14 protein-coding genes are annotated in these 18,343 nt (G+C 33.7%); 2 read left to right on the top strand and 12 right to left on the bottom strand.

Going from position 1 to position 18,343, the window contains the following annotated elements; genetic code table 11:
- Positions 1 to 207: 207 nt before the first annotated feature.
- Together KE503_RS01985 and KE503_RS01980 are read left to right on the top strand one after the other, a co-directional pair.
- Complete coding sequence (locus KE503_RS01985) at positions 208 to 1,638, top strand: undecaprenyl-phosphate glucose phosphotransferase (protein ID WP_212384357.1); 1,431 nt, start codon at positions 208 to 210, stop codon at positions 1,636 to 1,638.
- A gap of 55 nt (positions 1,639 to 1,693) precedes the next feature.
- Complete coding sequence (locus tag KE503_RS01980) at positions 1,694 to 2,722, top strand: LCP family protein (RefSeq protein ID WP_212384356.1); 1,029 nt, start codon at positions 1,694 to 1,696, stop codon at positions 2,720 to 2,722.
- Between the two features lie 57 nt (positions 2,723 to 2,779).
- On the opposite strand, the gene KE503_RS01975 is transcribed toward KE503_RS01980, so the two are convergent.
- The 12 genes from KE503_RS01975 to glf form a co-directional block, all read right to left on the bottom strand.
- Positions 2,780 to 3,949: a CDP-glycerol glycerophosphotransferase family protein gene (locus KE503_RS01975; RefSeq protein ID WP_212384355.1), complete on the bottom strand. Its 1,170-nt coding sequence runs from the start codon at positions 3,947 to 3,949 to the stop codon at positions 2,780 to 2,782.
- A 9-nt stretch (positions 3,950 to 3,958) separates the two neighbouring features.
- Entirely contained in the window at positions 3,959 to 4,894 is a 936-nt protein-coding gene (locus KE503_RS01970) for a glycosyltransferase family 2 protein (protein ID WP_022375642.1), read from the bottom strand.
- A 76-nt stretch (positions 4,895 to 4,970) separates the two neighbouring features.
- Complete coding sequence (locus tag KE503_RS01965; protein ID WP_212384354.1) at positions 4,971 to 7,121, bottom strand: bifunctional glycosyltransferase/CDP-glycerol:glycerophosphate glycerophosphotransferase; 2,151 nt, start codon at positions 7,119 to 7,121, stop codon at positions 4,971 to 4,973.
- An 8-nt stretch (positions 7,122 to 7,129) separates the two neighbouring features.
- Entirely contained in the window at positions 7,130 to 8,302 is a 1,173-nt protein-coding gene (locus tag KE503_RS01960; protein ID WP_117944210.1) for a CDP-glycerol glycerophosphotransferase family protein, read from the bottom strand.
- Between the two features lie 6 nt (positions 8,303 to 8,308).
- Positions 8,309 to 8,725 (bottom strand): glycerol-3-phosphate cytidylyltransferase, encoded by a 417-nt coding sequence (gene tagD, locus KE503_RS01955; protein WP_022375640.1) that lies wholly within the window; start codon positions 8,723 to 8,725, stop codon positions 8,309 to 8,311.
- Positions 8,726 to 8,748: 23 nt separating this feature from the next.
- Positions 8,749 to 9,489 (bottom strand): ABC transporter ATP-binding protein, encoded by a 741-nt coding sequence (locus KE503_RS01950; RefSeq protein ID WP_212384353.1) that lies wholly within the window; start codon positions 9,487 to 9,489, stop codon positions 8,749 to 8,751.
- Between the two features lie 9 nt (positions 9,490 to 9,498).
- Entirely contained in the window at positions 9,499 to 10,275 is a 777-nt protein-coding gene (locus KE503_RS01945; protein WP_117944211.1) for an ABC transporter permease, read from the bottom strand.
- 81 nt (positions 10,276 to 10,356) lie between these two features.
- Entirely contained in the window at positions 10,357 to 12,123 is a 1,767-nt protein-coding gene (locus tag KE503_RS01940) for a hypothetical protein (protein ID WP_022375637.1), read from the bottom strand.
- Positions 12,124 to 12,139: 16 nt separating this feature from the next.
- Positions 12,140 to 14,662, bottom strand: coding sequence for a glycosyltransferase (locus KE503_RS01935; RefSeq protein ID WP_022375636.1), 2,523 nt, complete (start codon positions 14,660 to 14,662; stop codon positions 12,140 to 12,142).
- Between the two features lie 120 nt (positions 14,663 to 14,782).
- On the bottom strand, positions 14,783 to 15,805 hold the full coding sequence (galE, locus tag KE503_RS01930; protein ID WP_022375635.1) for a UDP-glucose 4-epimerase GalE: 1,023 nt from the start codon (positions 15,803 to 15,805) through the stop codon (positions 14,783 to 14,785).
- 99 nt (positions 15,806 to 15,904) lie between these two features.
- A complete protein-coding gene (locus KE503_RS01925; RefSeq protein WP_249182930.1) occupies positions 15,905 to 17,146 on the bottom strand; it encodes a DUF1015 domain-containing protein in 1,242 nt (413 codons plus the stop codon).
- Positions 17,147 to 17,170: 24 nt separating this feature from the next.
- Positions 17,171 to 18,289 carry a UDP-galactopyranose mutase gene (gene glf / locus KE503_RS01920; RefSeq protein WP_212384352.1) on the bottom strand — a complete coding sequence of 373 codons (1,119 nt, stop codon included), beginning with the start codon at positions 18,287 to 18,289 and terminating at the stop codon, positions 17,171 to 17,173.
- Between the last annotated feature and the right edge of the window lie 54 nt (positions 18,290 to 18,343).

The following is an 18,343-nucleotide window of genomic DNA, read 5'->3' as shown; positions in this document are numbered from 1 at the left end:
TCTTTGTATGTTTTTTCCTTTATGAGATAAATATATCTTATAAATGTGTAAAAAATGTGATTAATATGTTACAAAAAAATGGTTTTTTTCAAAAATTGAAGTTTTTTCCGTTTTCCTCAAAAATAAGAAAAAGTTAAGGCAATTTCTCGTTGTACGATCTTCATTTTTCCCTTATAATAGAAACAGTAAAAAAGGAGAATTGTTTCTATGATCAAGCAAAATCAAACCTATTTAAACAGGCTGCACGTCGTGATGGATGCTGCTTGCATTTATCTTGCAGGATATGTGGCCTATTATATAAGATTCAAGATGATTATTCATGGATTCTGGTTGAATAAAGAGATTTTTGAGTATAACCGTTATTATAAGGAATTCTATCAGTACCAGCAGCCATTGATCGCTTCACTGATTTTTTTACTTCTATTATATTCCTTTTTTGGACTTTATACTCCAAAACGTTATCAACGTGGATCAAAAGAACTTGTGAATCTTGTAAAAGCAAACCTGATCGGACTTGGAGTTTCTGCTTTTGTGATCACCGTATTTCAGATTCAGAATTTTCCACGTTCCTTATATCTGCTTTTTTATTTCTTTAACTTTATCTTCGGTGTCTTTTCAAGATATCTGATTCGTAAATTCTTGAAAGTGAACCGTAAGAAGGGAAGAAATATCAAGCATACTGTATTTATCGGATTCAGTACATCCGCGGCAGCTTATATCGACCGTATTAAGGCGAACCCTCAATGGGGACTTAAAGTTCATGGTATCTTTGACGACCTTGTAAGCGATAACTTTGAATACCGCGGGATTAAGAAGATCGGTACATTAAAAGATCTGGCTGCTTACCTTGAGAAGTCTTCCTTGGATGAAGTTGCGATCACGCTGAATCTGAACGAATACCACAAGCTGGAACAGATCGTTGCGATCTGTGAGAAGTCTGGTGTTCATACGAAGTTTGTACCTGATTATTATAACTTTATTTCGACAAACCCATACACGGAAGATCTTGACGGACTTCCAGTTATTAATATCCGTAACGTTCCGCTTACCAATACAGTCAACCGAATGATCAAACGTCTAATCGATATTATCGGTTCTATTGTGGCACTGATCTTATTTTCACCGATCATGCTCGTTGTAGCGATTCTTGTTAAGAAGAGTTCTCCGGGACCAATCTTCTTTGCACAGGAACGTATCGGACTGGGGAATAAACCATTTAAGATGTACAAGTTCCGCTCCATGGGAGTTCAGGATCCTAAGAAAGAAGCCAAAGAATGGACAACCAAGAATGATGCCCGTGTTACACCTGTTGGACGTATCATTCGTAAGACAAGCCTTGATGAACTTCCACAGTTCTGGAATGTACTAAAAGGCGACATGAGTCTGATCGGTCCACGGCCAGAACGTCCACTTTTTGTTGAGAAGTTTAAAGAAGAGATTCCTCGTTATATGATCAAACATCAGGTTCGTCCCGGTATCACAGGATGGGCTCAGGTTAACGGATTCCGCGGTGATACTTCCATCCGAAGCAGAATCGAACATGACCTTTATTATATCGAGAACTGGTCTTTGGGACTTGATATCAAGATTTTATTTCTTACATTCTTTAAAGGATTTGTCAATAAAAATGCATATTAATAACAAAACGGATGGTCATTTTCATCCGTTTTTTGTTTAAAGGGGGAACTACTTTATGGCACATAAAAAACATATTAAAAAAAGACGGCGATCACCAATTCGTTTCTTATTTTTACTGATCCTTCTGATCGCAGTACTTATCGGAATTGTTGTTTTTATGCTTCATTCAAAGCTTGGCAAAGTTCAGACAAAAGCGCTGGATCAAAGCCAGCTTGTCACCGTCAATAATGACAACAACATGAAGGATTATACGAATTATGCTTTCTTCGGAATTGATTCACAGACAGGAAGTATGTCTGACCGAGGTAACCGCTCAGATTCGATCATTGTTGTAAGCATCAATAATTCCACAAAAGAAGTAAAACTGCTCTCCATTTACCGTGATACATTTTTAAGCATCAATGGAAAATACAGCAAAATAAATGCAGCCTACTCATGGGGTGGTCCAGAACTTGCCATCAGTACGATCAATCGTAATCTCGATCTGAATATTGAAAAATATGCAACTGTAAACTTTAAGATCCTTGCAAATATCGTCGATGCTGTTGGTGGTATTGAAGTAAATGTTGATAAAAGTATTATAAAGAACTTGAATTCTTATATTAAAGATATGAACCGTATCAATGGTGGTAATTCTTCTACGATCAAAAGTGCCGGAACTTACACGCTTGATGGTAATCAGGCCGTTGCTTATTCCAGAATCCGTTATACAGCCGGAGGTGATCTTGCAAGAGCTGGAAGACAAAGAGAGGTTCTTGAACAAATTTTCGAAAAGGGTAAGAAAAATCCTTTAAAAATGATGTCTGTTATGGATGAAGTACTTCCACAGGTTAAGACAAATATGAGTCAGGATGAATTATTTAAGATGGTGTTATCTGTATTTAAATATGAGATTAAAGACCAACAGGGATTCCCTTGGGATCAGAAAGAGATGCGTTATTATGGAAGTTATTATGGTTTTCCAACAACACTGAAAGAAAATGCGATCCGTGCTCATGAGTATCTGTTTGGTACAAAAGATTATCAGGTTAGTGATGAATTGAGCAGGATTAATCAGAAGATTATTTATCGGGTTGGGTATTAAAATTATATAATAAATCGGCAGGATTCTATATATAAATCCTGCCGATTATTTTATCATTCATTTAAGATTTTTCAAAAATTCAAGAAGCTTCTCCCCAACCATCTGCTGTCCTTCTTTGCAATAGAACAAATCTCTGACTCTCTGTCTATCTTCAACAAAATGGTCTTCATCCTTGGCAATACTATCTAATTCTGTCATCAACTCATCAAATGTTGCCGCCTTATAACCAGGTGTCACTTCATCATAATCATAATACATCTCACGATCATTCTGAAGATAATCTTCATAATCAAAGTTATAAAAGATCAACGGACGATCTAACAACAGATAGTCAATATAAGTGCTTGAATAATCACTGATCAGAATATCCGTATCCATTAAAATTTCCTGAATATCCATGGATTTCTTCGTGATATCTGTAATATTAGAATACATTGAGAAATCAACTTCTTCATTCTTATGATAGAAATGGCGACGTATAACAAATACCATATTATGCTCTACACACCACTGATTCAGCTTCTCAAAATCAAACTGTTCCTTCAATGGAAATACTATTTTCCCTTCCTGTCTGTGTGTTGGTGCATAAAGAATGATTTTCTTACCTTTGGCTGCTTTCTTTAACTGATGGGATGTTGTAAATCTTCCATCCTGATCATAAAACACATCATTCCTTGGCTGTCCCAGTGTTAAAATGTGGTCTGATCTTCTTCGGAATGCACTTTCATAAATCTTTGCATAAAAATCACTAGTTGCAACCACATATTCTCGTCCTAATGGAATCTCCTGAATCGCACGTCTTATTCTCTGGCCTTTACTGTACCAGTTCTTTACCTTGTCGTCATCGTATCCGACTTTCTTTAATGGAACACCATGCCATAGATTTAAGAACACCGCACGTCCCATAAATGTATGATTGACATCACTGATTCCATTGCATACAACAACGTATTTGGCTCGAAGCTGCATCCATATTCCTTTCAGACTATTAAACATATAGGCTTCGTAGCCAAGATTTCTAACCTTCGCACATACCTTCTCATCTTTTGTGATCCATACTGGACGAATATCATTGTGTTCTTGTGCTTCCAGAAATAAATATCTTGGATTATCTGCAAACTGCTCTCCCAGCCATGCCCCAAATATATAGATCTTTCTACTTCTTGGAAACAGGCAAGAAAGATACATGACCAGATATTTTCCAATAAGTCCTGCTGCTTTTTTCATAAACACCCTTTATCCCCACAGCCACTGCATCAGCTTGCGGACATTTCCTTCCTTTAATACATGGTTGTTCTTGTAGAAGCTTAAACGACGCAGCTTTCCTTTATAATATAACTCACCATAACATGCCAAAAGTTCGTATACGTCCAGACTGTCTATCTCTTCTCCATAAGTATCCACAAAGCCCTGTACCTGCTCCATGGATTCAATCATCATCCTGCGGTAACTGTTCTTGCCTTCTTTGAGACGATGATATAAATACACCGGATTCTTCGCATTCTTGGCTCCAACAGAATTGTTGCCATGTTGGCGGTAGTACATCGTGGATTCATTGACAAATCCAATCTTACCGAAGACTTTCGCAATCAATGCTGCCCAGTAATCATGCATAATGATCTTGGAAATTGGAAGTTCCCGCAGAAAATACTGCTGTAAGCATCGATTGATCATCACAGTACATCCGGTCACTGAATTCTGTACCATCAGCTGATTTAACACAATTCTCTTTGGAATATCTGCATACTGGAAAAATGATTCTGCGATCATCTCCAGATTGCTATCCGCCACAGAAAGGTCAGAATGTACCAGAATCGGTATCTTATCTCCATAACGTGCCTCCAAAGACTCCATCTTCTGTAATGTCAGATAAATCTTATCCGGTTTCCATACGTCATCCTGATCACAAAACATAAAATATGGTCCATAGGAATTACGCAACAGGGAAATGAAGTTATCCTTGGCACTTCCCTGCGGCGGATCATTCTTTATGATCGTTACCTGATCTGGATGTTTTTTACTAAATTCTTCTATAATACTGATCGTATCATCGGTAGAACCATCATCCCCAACGACCAGCTGCCAGTTTTCATAGGTCTGAGCTGCAATTGATTCTAACTGCGCCTTTAAATAATCCTCTCCATTCAATGTCGCTAACAGAATCGTTACCATAATGTTTTCAAACCTCCTGACTTATATTTTACCAGCATAGACAAAAATTGTCACTCTTTTATGCTGATACTTAAATCTAATTATCAAATACTCGTTCTACGACTCTTTGTGATGCATGTCCATCATCAAAGCAACAAAATCTATTATAAAATTCTTCATATCGTTGTGCATATTGTTCATTTACCTTATCGATATTCTTAACAGCATCTGCTATTTCTTCATTAGTAAACAACAATGGACCTGGGACATCATCTTCTATACTGATATAGAACCCTCTTAATACATCTCTATACTTTTCAAGATCATACGTAAAGAATAAGATTGGACGACGTAAGTTTGCATAATCAAAAAATACAGAAGAGTAATCTGTTATACAGATATCAGAAATCAAATACAGTTCTGCAATATCATTATACTTAGATACATTGAACACAAAATCTTCCATTCCTGTTACATCAATTGCATCTGCAATGAAATAATGTGTTCGTAATAAAATCACATATTCATCCTCAATTTCTTTTCTCAAATACTCTAAATCAAGTTTCAGCTTAAATTTATACTGACCCTTATCATAAAATTCATCATCTCTCCATGTTGGTGCATAAAGAATTGTCTTCTTATCCTCTGGAATTCCAAGATTTTTCTTAATCTGTGCTGCTATTTCTTCTTTATTTGGTGCATAAAGAATATCATTTCTCGGATATCCACTTTCTAAAATCTTATCCTTCTCATATAAAAAACAACTTTGAAATACATCCGTTGAAAATGGATTAGCTGAAACTAAATAATCCCAAAATCTTGACTGACTATATACTTGTCTCTTATATGTTGGTGATGCTGAATATACATCATCCATATCAAATACCAATTTCTTAAGTGGTGTTCCATGCCACGTTTCAAGCAAAATCTGAGAATCCCTCTTTGCATACCAAACTGGCTGACGCATGTTGTTTACCCAATATTTTGCTCTTGTCATATAATAAAAATATTTCAAGCTAAAACGTTTAACTTTTACTGGATTTCCTGGAATCTTTGTTTTTGTATCATTAATAATCCAAATATAACGATACTTATCTCCTTTATGTTCTAATAAATATTTATAAATGTATTTAGGACTGTCTGAGTAATTCCTTCCCAAAAAACTTTCAAACACAACCCAGTTATCTTTCTGTGAAAAACGCTCAAATACATATTTATTGATCGTACGATAGAAAAATCTACGATTAGTAAACATCTTTTTAATCTTTTCTTTTGCAAGAATCTTATTAATTTTCTTCTTTGCCTGTTTGTAATCATTCTGGCAAAAACCTTCCAATACCTTCTTCTGCATCTTATCGGAAGCTGCATCCTTTGCAATTTCCTTCATGTACTGATGAAACATACTAAATTTACTGTTCTTCCAATCTGAAACCTTTTCTTGTCTAAATCTTCTTAAGAAAATTCCATGACAAAACCCTAATAATTTTTCATCAAATTCATTTTTTAGCTTCTTTGACAGATGGTGATTTTCTTTCATATTCTGATATGCTAATATTAGCTGTTCATAACGATCTTTGAATTCTCCATAAGATAATGATGGGTATAAAATTTCATCGTTATGAAATCTTTTAATATAAATTCCTTTTTCACAAAAGCTTATATTATCTGCTTTCTTTAAAATGTCAGCCAACACCGGAATATCTGAATATAATCTTAATAATTTTTCAAATGCAATTCCAGCCAATGCGGACCTTTTGATCAAAATATTTACAACTGACAATCTTCTTAGTCCAAGACGCCCAGTCAACAAATCTTTCTCTGCACTCCCTGTATATATCTGTTGTTGCACATCTACATCTTCAGTTTCATGATAAATATGACGATTAAACCATGTATATTCTAATGGTCCATATACAAAATCTTTCTTTGAAGACTTGGCTGTTTTTAAAAGTTCTTCTAATGTTGTTTCTTCTAAATAATCATCACTATCTAAGAAATATATATATTCTCCTGTTGCATATTCTTTTCCAAGATTTCTTGCTGCTGCTACACCTTCCTCTTGTGAAATCAGTTTGGTAATCTGAAGTTTGCTTTTATAAGAAGCAAGAAGAGAATCTAAATTCTCTTCTACTCTGTCAGCAACTATTAAAACTTCAAAATCTTTCTCCATCTGATCACATAAGCTATCTAAACAGTCTGTAAGAAAATGCACTCCCTTATGAAAAGGAACAATTACACTAATCTTCATAAAGCCTCCTATTTGCTTCTATTCTTAATCAAATCAATGACTTTCTCTGATGCATGTCCATCATCCACATGATTGTACTTATTACTATATGTCTGATACTTATCTTCCCATTTTAAAGGCTCATATGACTTGATGTCATTAATAAGCTGATTGGTATCTCTTGAAATAGGTCCTGGTGCTTCTTCCACAAAATCAAAATAAAATCCTCTTAGATTTTCTTTATAATCTTGCAAATCATATGCAAAAAACAACATTGGACGCTTTAATAAACTATAATCAAACATAACAGATGAATAATCCGTAATCATCATATCTGATACCAGATAAAGCCATGCAATATCCTTTGTCTCATCAAATGTATATACAAATCCTTCATAAGGACTCCAATCAATCTTGTCTGATACTAGATAATGATATTTAACAATAAATATATATTCATCTGATAATTCTTTCTGAGCTTTATCAAAATTCAACTTTGATGCAAATTTATATTTGCCCTTTACAGAGTATTCATTATCACGCCATGTTGGTGCATATAAAATAATTTTCTTATCTAAAGGTAATCCAAGCATCTTCTTATATTCGATAATCTTATCTTTTTTATTGTCTCTTATCAAAATATCATTTCTTGGGTATCCAATTTCAAGAATTGGTCTATCTTTAAATGCAAAACATGATCTAAAAATTTCTGTTGAAAAATTATTTTGTGAAATAAGATAATCCCAGTCCTTACATGTTACTAAAAACTGCCGATGATAATCATTAATATCCGTACTTCCACCCATATCCATACGATCCATGTCAAGTGCAAGCTTCTTAAGCGGTGTTCCATGCCACGTCTGAATATATGTCACACTCTTTTTCTTTCGACAATACAATGGCTGACGACTATCAAATACCCAAAATCCCGCACGCATCAAATACCAGAAATATGGGAAATAATTATTTCTGATTTTTTTACATCTTCCAGGTATCTCGATACTCGTATCAAATAAAAACCAAATACATTCATATTCTTCATCTAATCCTTGACAAACCATCTCCTCATAAATATAACGTGGATTTCCTGTATAATTTCTTCCATTACTGCTCTGAAATATGATTATCTTCTTATCCGTCGGAATCAGATATGTCAATACTTTATAAAGTTGAATTGTTATATTCTTAATTAACTGCTTCATAAAAGATTACTCATCCTCTTTTGTAATTGTTGTTCCAAGTCCAAGGTCTTTCTTAATCTTAGTTGTAGAAATTCCCTCTGTTCTTGGAAGATATACAACCTCACAGTAATCTTTTAAGAAATCAAATTTACCTTTCCAGTCATCTCCCATAACAAATGTATCAACATGATATTCTTGTACATCTGAAATTTTCTGATCCCAGCTGTTTTCTGGAATCACAAGGTCAACATAGCGAACTGCTTCTACCAGTTTTTTTCTTTCTTCATAGGTAAAATAACATTTCTTCTGTTTTTCATTCCAGTTAAATTCATCTGTTGAGACAACAACGATCAAATAATCTCCAAGTTCTTTTGCTCTTCTTAACAAATTGATGTGTCCTGCGTGTAACAGGTCAAATGTTCCATATGTGATAACTTTCTTCATTTTAAAACTCCTTGTACTCTGTTTTATTTTGTTTTTTCTTCGTATACTTTACTTACTTCTTCGATTGAACCACGAGAAATGATTCTTCCTTTTTCCAGTAAAATCGCTTTATTACAAAGTCTCTTTACCTGATCTAAGGAATGAGATACGAATAATACCGTAACTCCTTTATCAAACATACTCATGATCTTCGCTTCACTCTTCTTTCTGAATTTGGCATCTCCAACAGATAATACCTCATCCAGAATCAGAATATCAGGTTCTACTAATGTTGCTACGGAGAATCCAAGTCTTGACTTCATACCTGAAGAATAGTTCTTAACCGGCACGTCAATAAACTTTCCAAGTTCAGAGAACTCAATGATCTCATCTAATTTTTCATCTAAGAACTTCTTTGAGAATCCAAGAACTGCTCCATACAGATAAATATTCTCACGTCCTGTATACTGCTGGTCAAATCCAGCCCCAAGTTCCAGAAGTGGTGCGATCTTTCCTTTTGATGTTACTGTTCCTTCTGTCGCTTTTAATACTCCTGCGATAACCTTTAACAGAGTACTCTTTCCTGCACCATTCAATCCAAGGATACCCAGACGATCTCCTTTATTCAGTGTAAAGTTAATATCTTTTAATGCCCAGAATTCATTATATGAAATCTGATGTTTTAATAATTTAATTACATAATCCTTTAAATCATCTACTTTTTCCTGACTTAAGTTGAACTTCATTCCAACATGTTCAACCTTTAATACTTCTTTCTTTGCCATGATACCCTCCTAAATGTGCAGAATGAATTCATCTTGCTTCTTATAGAAGAAAACCAATCCTACAATCACGCTTACAATTGCAAATAATACTGATGCTGCTAAAAATTTCATATTCATTGGCATACCAAAAACTGCCTGTCTGAAGTTATGGATCAGAAGATATAATGGGTTACATTTTAAAATCCATCCAAATCCTGACTTTAATAATCTGTCTGGTTTATAGAAAATTGCAGATGCATACATAATGATCATCAGTCCTACAGACCATAAATACTCTAAGTCTCTGAAGAAAACTGCCATTGTTGATAAGATCATTCCTACTCCAAAAGCTGTAATCAATAATAAAATCAGCGGAATGATTGCCTGCAACAGATAAACTGTTGGATATACCTTCAAAACAATTGATACAACAACCAATACAATTAATGAAATTGCAAAAATAATGTAGTTAAATAAAACACTTGATAATGGATAAATATACTTCGGTACATATACTTTCTTTATCATTCCAGAATTCGTTCTGATTGCCTTCATTGCTCCATTCGTCGCAGATGAAAAGAAACTATACATCAATCGTCCACAAAGAATATACACTGGGAAGTGTGGATCTTTGTTGCCAAACAATGTACCGAATACTACACTTAATACGATCATTGTCATTAATGGTTCCAAAAGTGTCCATAAAATTCCAAGATAAGATCTTCTGTATTTTAACTTGACACCCTTCTTTACTAATTCCCATAAAAGGAATCTGTACTTTTTAAAATTCTCAATATACGCTTTCACTGTACTTCTCCATTTTTGTTATTTGATTTAATCTCTGTGATATTATACTCTTCATCGACAAATTATTCAAATTATTTATTATTATTCACAAATTGTTATCAATTTTCTTGCTTCATCCAGATAAATATCTTCTTCTGGATTATCATAATCATAGATCAAATACTGATCAAATTTTGCCAAATACTGATCATTTAAATCAACTCCACAAACAACATATACATCGTCTCGTAAGTCCATATCATCTAACTGTGCATATACTGCATCTGATACATAGCGAATATTATCCAAAAGATAAAGTTTGGCATGTGCTTTTTCTTCTTTAATCTCCAAAAATCTTGACAATAACTTTTCAAAGTTTTCTTCAGAATAATTGGTAATATTCGTAACACAATTATATTTTGTCTTTTCTGGTTCTTTTACAACAGTTATTGTTAAGTTTCCGCCAGATCCTTGTTGATTTAATACAAAAAACTGATCATTTTGATAATAACAATGATTCACTTTTTGTGTTACAGCAAATTCCTTTGGTATACGATCTTTTAATACTTCAAGCTTTGTATTAATATCAAAATTTTCTCTTACATAATTGCATGCTTCATTTGATATAAGATACATCTTATCATATTGATTGCAATTTTTTATATAGTTATTTACTTTATTGGCATATTCTTCATTGCCCTGCATCATTTTATACTCTGACTCAAAATTTCTATATGCTATCACATATTTCTCTGGAATATCGCTTTGCAAAATCAACATATGCCATAATCCCATCTGTTTCTGAGCCATATTGTCACATACAATCACTTTATCAAAAGAAGCTTCTCCAAAAATTCTGTACCATTCATTTTGAATAGTATCTCTTGAGATTTCCTGTCTTAATTCCTGATAGTTATTTAACTCAAGATATTTTCCTATCATACAATGATATTTGACATACTCTTCTTTTTCTGCATTCATATGGCCTGATCTCATCAAAATTCTGATATTTTTATTTAGCGCTTGTAATACTTTAATTTGTGCAGCATTTCGTACTATCTGACTTACTAGAGTAATATCATATTTCTGATAATCAATGTCATCCAAAATTCTTTTTAACATTGGATGCCACCATTTTGCTCCTCTGTAGTCAGCATAAATCAATATCTTCTTTTTTTCATCTTTGCATGTGACAGTATTTTCTATTTTTTCATTTTTACAAATCTGTTCTAATATCTGGCTGAATTTTTCAGGATCTACTTTATCCATCTCAATAATTTCACCAGAATATATTGATCTTAACTGATAATTTTCTTTCAAATATTCTTCCGTCATCTTGCTATCTCTAGAAAAAATATAACTTGCATTTAATAAATCCCTAGTTACCATTCTCCTCTGATCAATATTCTCTTTTGTAGAATATTCCTGAATATCTTCATAAAAACTATCTTCAAATAATCTAACATAAATCTGTTCTTTTCTTGCCATGAAATAATAAGGCATTCTTTTATTCGAAATAATTATTTTCGAAGTTGCTGCAGCTTCTTTATATCCTAATTCTTTTTGAGAAACAATGTCTACATTACTAAATTTGCCTTTTAAAAACTCTTTTTCTTCTAATGTTTTAACCCCTACAACAAATTTATAATCGGCAAATTCCTGTTTATCACAACATGCTTTTATATAACAATTCATCATTGCATGCTTATTATTCGTAGTTTCAATATTAAATAAAATAATATTTTTAATTGTTTTTTCTAATTCTTCGCCATATTCTAATGCCTTTTTCTGCACATCTGTTGGATCTTGAATATTACTCAAAGCTTTCTGATACGCATCTTGATATTTATCTGTTTGATTTTCAATCATTATAATTTCTCCTATCCTAATCCAGCAATTTTTCAAAGTCACCGTAAGCTTCTTCATTATATCGTTCTGGGCTGAAACTATATGATGGTACATTTCCTAACATAAATTCTTTCATTCCCTGATAAATTGACTCTTCATCTGTATCAATCAGTAACTGTCCATTTTCCATGACACTATCACTTACAGAAGAAAACTTTCCAATAATTAATGGCATCTGTAATGTTCTTGCTTCTAAAAGCACAATCGGCTGACCTTCATGTAATGATGGAAGAATAAAACATTGACATCTCTTCATATAAGCAAATGGATTGCTTATATTTCCTGTAAGAATCACCTTTCCTGTCAGGTTTTGATCAAATATCTCTTTCTCTATTTGCTGTTTTAATGTTCCATCCCCAATGATATGTAATCTTGCCTGTGGATACTCCTTGCTTAATTTTGCAAATGCTTTAATCAATGCTAGATGATTTTTTTCAGTAGACATTCTTCCAATTGTAACAAAATTAATATAATTCTCTCTTGGTGCTTCCATTAATTCTAATTTCTTCGTACTTTCTGATTCATCCTGCTCAGTTTTAACCAGATATACTTTTCCATTCATTTTAAGTTCAATATCTTCTTTTAAGCATGCCTGAATTCGGTCAAAGTTTAATGTATTCGCTGCATAGAAAAATTTATCTTTTGTTTTTGGCGTCTGAAGATTCTTTTTATTAACCTCCATAACTGTTTTGCTGCATGAAACAATTTTATCAAAATATGGATATAATGAGAAAACAGTTCTCAATTTGATAATATGTGGCTGTTTACCATTGACGACCTTTTCTCTATCTGCTTTCAGATCATTATGCTGCCAAATAAGTTTTTTAGCACCTTCCGCATGCAGTAAAAGCATGCTAAAAAACGGAGAGTAACCTGAAAAATCAATTACATAATCAAAATGTGTCTGTCCAAAACATCTTCTAAACTCTCTGTCAAACATATCATGCGGAAATTGTTTCATAAAGAAATCATTTTTTATTCCCGTTTCAAAGAATACTTCTTTCATAAAGTCTTCTTTAAAATCAGCATTCCATGTTCCTACTCTTTTTAATGTACGAACATTTTTGTTTAATTCAAGAACTCTGTTTTTTGCAGCTGTGTCATTTGCACCTGCACTTACATACGCAGTTACATCATATTTATCATAGTCAAAGTTATTTAATAAACTCATAAATGAATGTGTAATTCCATTTTCTGACATCGTACCACGGAATAATAAAACTCTTTTCTTTTTCTTAGTATCTGCTTTTCTTAAATTGTATCCTTCTTTTCCATCAAGAATAATTTCCCATACTTTTTTTGATACATTTCCATCATCTCTTGGACATGCCCATTCAACATTTTTATTATAAATTTCTTGATATTCCTTCTGTACATCTCCAATGTTATTAATCCAACCTACAACATCATCTAATTCTTTTGTTGTTGGACCTGGTAATTCCTCTAATGGGAAGTACACACCTCTATATCCTTTATACATTTCCAAATCCGGAATATAGAATAATATCGGACGACCTGTATCTAAAAAGTCAAAATAAATACTTGAATAATCTGATACAAGAATATCAACAATTGATAAAAGTGAATTAGTATCAATTGTCGCAGGTATAAAATCACCACTTAAACTTGGATCATCCTTAATAAATCGATACACCTGTTGATGCGGTTTCACAAAAACCTGATATTTCTCTGTATCAATACGACTTTTAACTTTGTCAAGAAACTCAAAATATGCATTTAAACCTAACTCAGGTTTCCCAAAATCGCTTCCTTTCCATGTTGGAGCATACATGATAATCTTCTTATTTGGATCAATTGTAACCCCCTCATGTTTCAACTGATCTATCACTTCATCACGATCCGCATGATAAATCATATCACTTCTTGGCTGTCCCTCTTCGATAATAGTACCTTCGTATAATCCATCTAATTTGTATGCCTTTAAGTAGATATCTGAATGGAATTTATTTGGTGAAATAAGATAATCTGCTGATAGAAAATTCCTCATTGTATTAGCTACTGCTATATTAGCATCTGGGAGATCGTATCCCAATGTTTTAAGTGGTATTCCATGCCATGTATTAATATAAATTTGCTCATCTTTTTTTGTCACAAAACCAGGGAATGTACTATTATTAATAATATATTTTGCTTCTGCTAATGCTTTTAAATACTCATTTGAATTAAATTCTACAAAACGAACATTGGAAACATTCTTATATTTATTAATAATATATTCATTATCTTCCATATCGTAAATTGCCCATACATGCTCATATTTATCAAAATCACTTCTGTTCATAAATTCTTTAAATAACGCATATGGACTACAAAGCATTCCTCTTGCTGCAAATGCTTCATATAAAACAATATTCTTTACTTTACATTTTTTATAATACTCTGCATAATCACATCTTCTTTTTGAATATTCGCTTTTATTTCTATTTGATTTTACATGATTATATACTTTTTTTACATGTTCTAATTTCGTTTGTATCATCCAAATAACTCCTCTTATATATATAACTTCTTTTTATTTTAACACATTTGTTAATGATTTAAAACCACCTAAAAAGGGACATTTCGAAAAATGTCCCTTCCAAACTTACAATATAATATATTATTTTTCAGTGCGATATCCATCTGGATTCATAGACTGCCATTTCCAAGAATCAGCACACATTTCTTTGATTCCTTTTTCAGCTACCCATCCAAGTTCTTCTTTGGCTTTTGTTGCATCACAGTAACATGTTGCGATGTCTCCAGCTCTTCTTGGTTTGATCTCATATGGAAGTTTCTTTCCACATGCTTCTTCATATGCATGTAATACATCTAATACACTGTATCCGATTCCTGTTCCAAGATTGTAGATACTTACCTGTGGTTCCTGCTCAAATTTCTTTAATGCTTTAACATGTCCTTTTGCAAGATCCACTACATGAATATAGTCACGAACTCCTGTTCCATCTGGTGTATCGTAATCGTCACCGAATACTCCTAATTTCTCAAGTTTTCCAACTGCTACCTGTGCGATATATGGTACAAGGTTGTTTGGAATTCCTTTTGGATCTTCTCCGATCAGTCCACTTTCATGTGCTCCGATTGGATTAAAGTAACGAAGTAATACAACATTCCATTCTGGGTCTGCTACATGGAAATCTGTTAAGATCTGCTCTAACATTCCTTTTGTCTGTCCATAAGGGTTTGTGATCTGTCCTTTTGGGCATTCCTCTGTAATTGGAATAAATGCTGGATCTCCATAGACTGTTGCAGATGAACTAAAGATAATATTCTTTACTCCATGATTTCTCATGACATCACATAAGATTAATGTTCCTGTGATATTGTTATGATAATATTCTAATGGTTTCTGTACTGATTCACCAACAGCTTTTAAACCTGCGAAGTTGATAACTGAATCAATATCCTCTGCATCAAAGATCTTATTTAAAGCTTCTCTGTCAAGAATATCAGCTTCATAGAATTTCACAGTCTTTCCTGTAATCTGTTCTACTCTCTTTAATGCTTCTTCACTTGAGTTATATAAATTATCTACTACTACAACTTCATATCCTTCTTTTAACAGTTCTACACATGTATGGCTGCCGATATATCCAGCACCACCTGCTACTAAAATAGCCATGTTCGTTCCTCCATTTTTCTCTGTTTGGTTTATTTACTCTATCTTTTATCATATCACAGTTTTTAGTGATACAAAAGCTTTTATTACTGTGCACTCTTCCTATTTAATTGCTCTTCCTTCTATGTAATATCTTTTCTCACTTGCATGTCCCATGGAAAATGTTTTTCTTGGCAGCGTTCCATCTGTCATTACGCTTGGGAATAACTGATCTTTCTCCATTGCTGGTAATTCAATTCCTACCGCATTTTCCTGACTTGCAAGTTTCCTTAATACGTCTTCTCCGTGAATATAATCAATAACTCCTGAATTTTCTTTTAAGTATTCATCAAGAAATGTCTGAACTTTATCCACTGCTAATTGATGTTCATGGAGATTCAAATGTAATACTTCTTCTTTATTTCCATAATAACATCTGATTTCCTGTCCATTTTCACCGCAACACTGTTCTTTCATTGCTTCTATTAATTCTTGTACATCCGTTCCTGTGATAACCCTGTGAATTGGTTCAAACTGCTGTGAATCATCGTGAAGATTTTCAAGTTCTACGAGTGCATATCTAGCCAGATGATTCTCTACATGTTTCCATTGATGATTTTTCTTTAATTTCTCATAACATGCTTTCGCTGTTGCCAGAGAGTGATTCCCATCTCCTACTGCATAATACATTGGATGTTCACTTAAATCCTTGTATTTATCAGCCATCATCTGTTCATATTGCTGTAGCTTCTCTATGAATTGTTCTTTTATCTCTCCATCTACCAGCCATCCTGCAATATGTCCACCTTTCTGCATCAGATCAAATTCATATAGCTTTGACAGGTTGCCTTTATTCTGTGTAATATACTCTAATAATTCATTCTTCCAGTCATCACAAAGTAAGATCACATGTGGCAGTTCAATCGGTGCCTGATATCTGATCTTCATTCTTGGCGGAATTCTCTCCATAACTGTTTTCTCTGTAGAACGGATCTTTGCTTCATCTTCTGGTGTGTAGCTGTATTCTTCCAGGTCGATCGCACCTACGATTCCTCTTCGTATCTTGCCATTCTGTAATGTTCTTTCCACATATATGAAGGATTGTTCGTAGGTTTTCAACAAATGATTGTCTACATAGTTCTTCATTGTGGATTGAATCTTACGAATTTTCTCATCTTCATCTTTACTGCCAAGTTTTGCTTCTGGAAGCATCAGATGTAATGTGGATGGTGCTTCTTTTACATAGTCTTCCACTTCTTTCCAGTATTCTGGCTGTGATGAAAACTGGTCGCAGGCGATGACTGCCCATTTCTTCATAGAATCTACTTGTGGCATTAGTATGTCTGCTGGTATAAATGTACTCAATTTATGATTCCTCTTTTCTTAATTTTATAATTCCTTCTCACACATCTCAAGTGCCGCAGCAATTACTGCATCCATATCATAATATTTATATTCACCTAATCTTCCACCAAAGATTACATTCTCTTCCTGCTCTGCAAGCTTCTTGTACTCTTCATACAGCTTTCCATTCTTCTCATCGTTTACTGGATAATATGGTTCATCTCCTGGTTTCCATTCTGAGCTGTATTCACGACTGATAACTGTCTTAGGAATATCATTTCCTTCATCATCTTTTCCAAACTCAAACCATTTATGTTCAATAATTCTTGTCCATGGAGTTTCGGCATCCGTGTAGTTCACTGCTGCATTTCCCTGAAAGTTTGGTTTATCTAAGACTTCTGTCTCAAATCTTACAGATCTGTATTCTAACTCTCCTAGTTTGTAATCAAAGTATGCATCCACTGCTCCTGTGTATACAACTTTATCTGCCAGTGCATCCAATTCTTCTTTATGTTCGAAATAATCTGTATCCAGTCGTACTTCCACATCCCCAAGCATATTAGCTACCATCTTTGTATATCCTCCAACTGGGATTCCCTGATATAATGCATTAAAATAGTTATTGTCAAATGTCAGTCTGACTGGAAGTCTCTTAATGATAAAGGATGGAAGTTCACTACATGGTCTTCCCCATTGTTTCTGTGTGTATCCTTTGATCAGCTTCTCATAGATATCTGTTCCAACGAGACTGATCGCCTGTTCTTCTAAGTTCTTTGGTTCTATGATCCCTGCTTCTTTTTTCTGTTCTTCAATCTTTGCCTGTGCTTCTTCTGGTGTTATAACGCCCCACATCTTATTGAATGTGTACATATTAAATGGAAGAGAATATAATTCTCCTTTGTAATTAGCTACTGGTGAGTTTGTGAATCGGTTGAACTCTGCAAACTGTGTGATGTAGTTCCATACTTTCTTATTGTTTGTGTGGAAGATATGGGCTCCATATTTGTGTACATGAATCTTCTCTATATCTTCTGTGTATACATTTCCTGCAATGTTTGGACGTTTATCGATCACTAAAACTTTCTTGCCGTTTTTTACTGCCTGCTGTGCAAATACGGCTCCGTATAATCCAGCTCCTACGATCAGATAATCATATTGTTTCATTTGTTTCTGTTCCCTTTCTGTTTTACTATGATATTTTCTCTTTTACTATGATAA

This window comes from Anaerostipes sp. Marseille-Q3525, from assembly GCF_018223505.1.
GTDB classification, from domain to species: domain Bacteria; phylum Bacillota; class Clostridia; order Lachnospirales; family Lachnospiraceae; genus Anaerostipes; species Anaerostipes amylophilus.
Note: the sequence above shows the minus strand (reverse complement) of the source record. Positions and strands in the feature narration are given on the sequence as shown.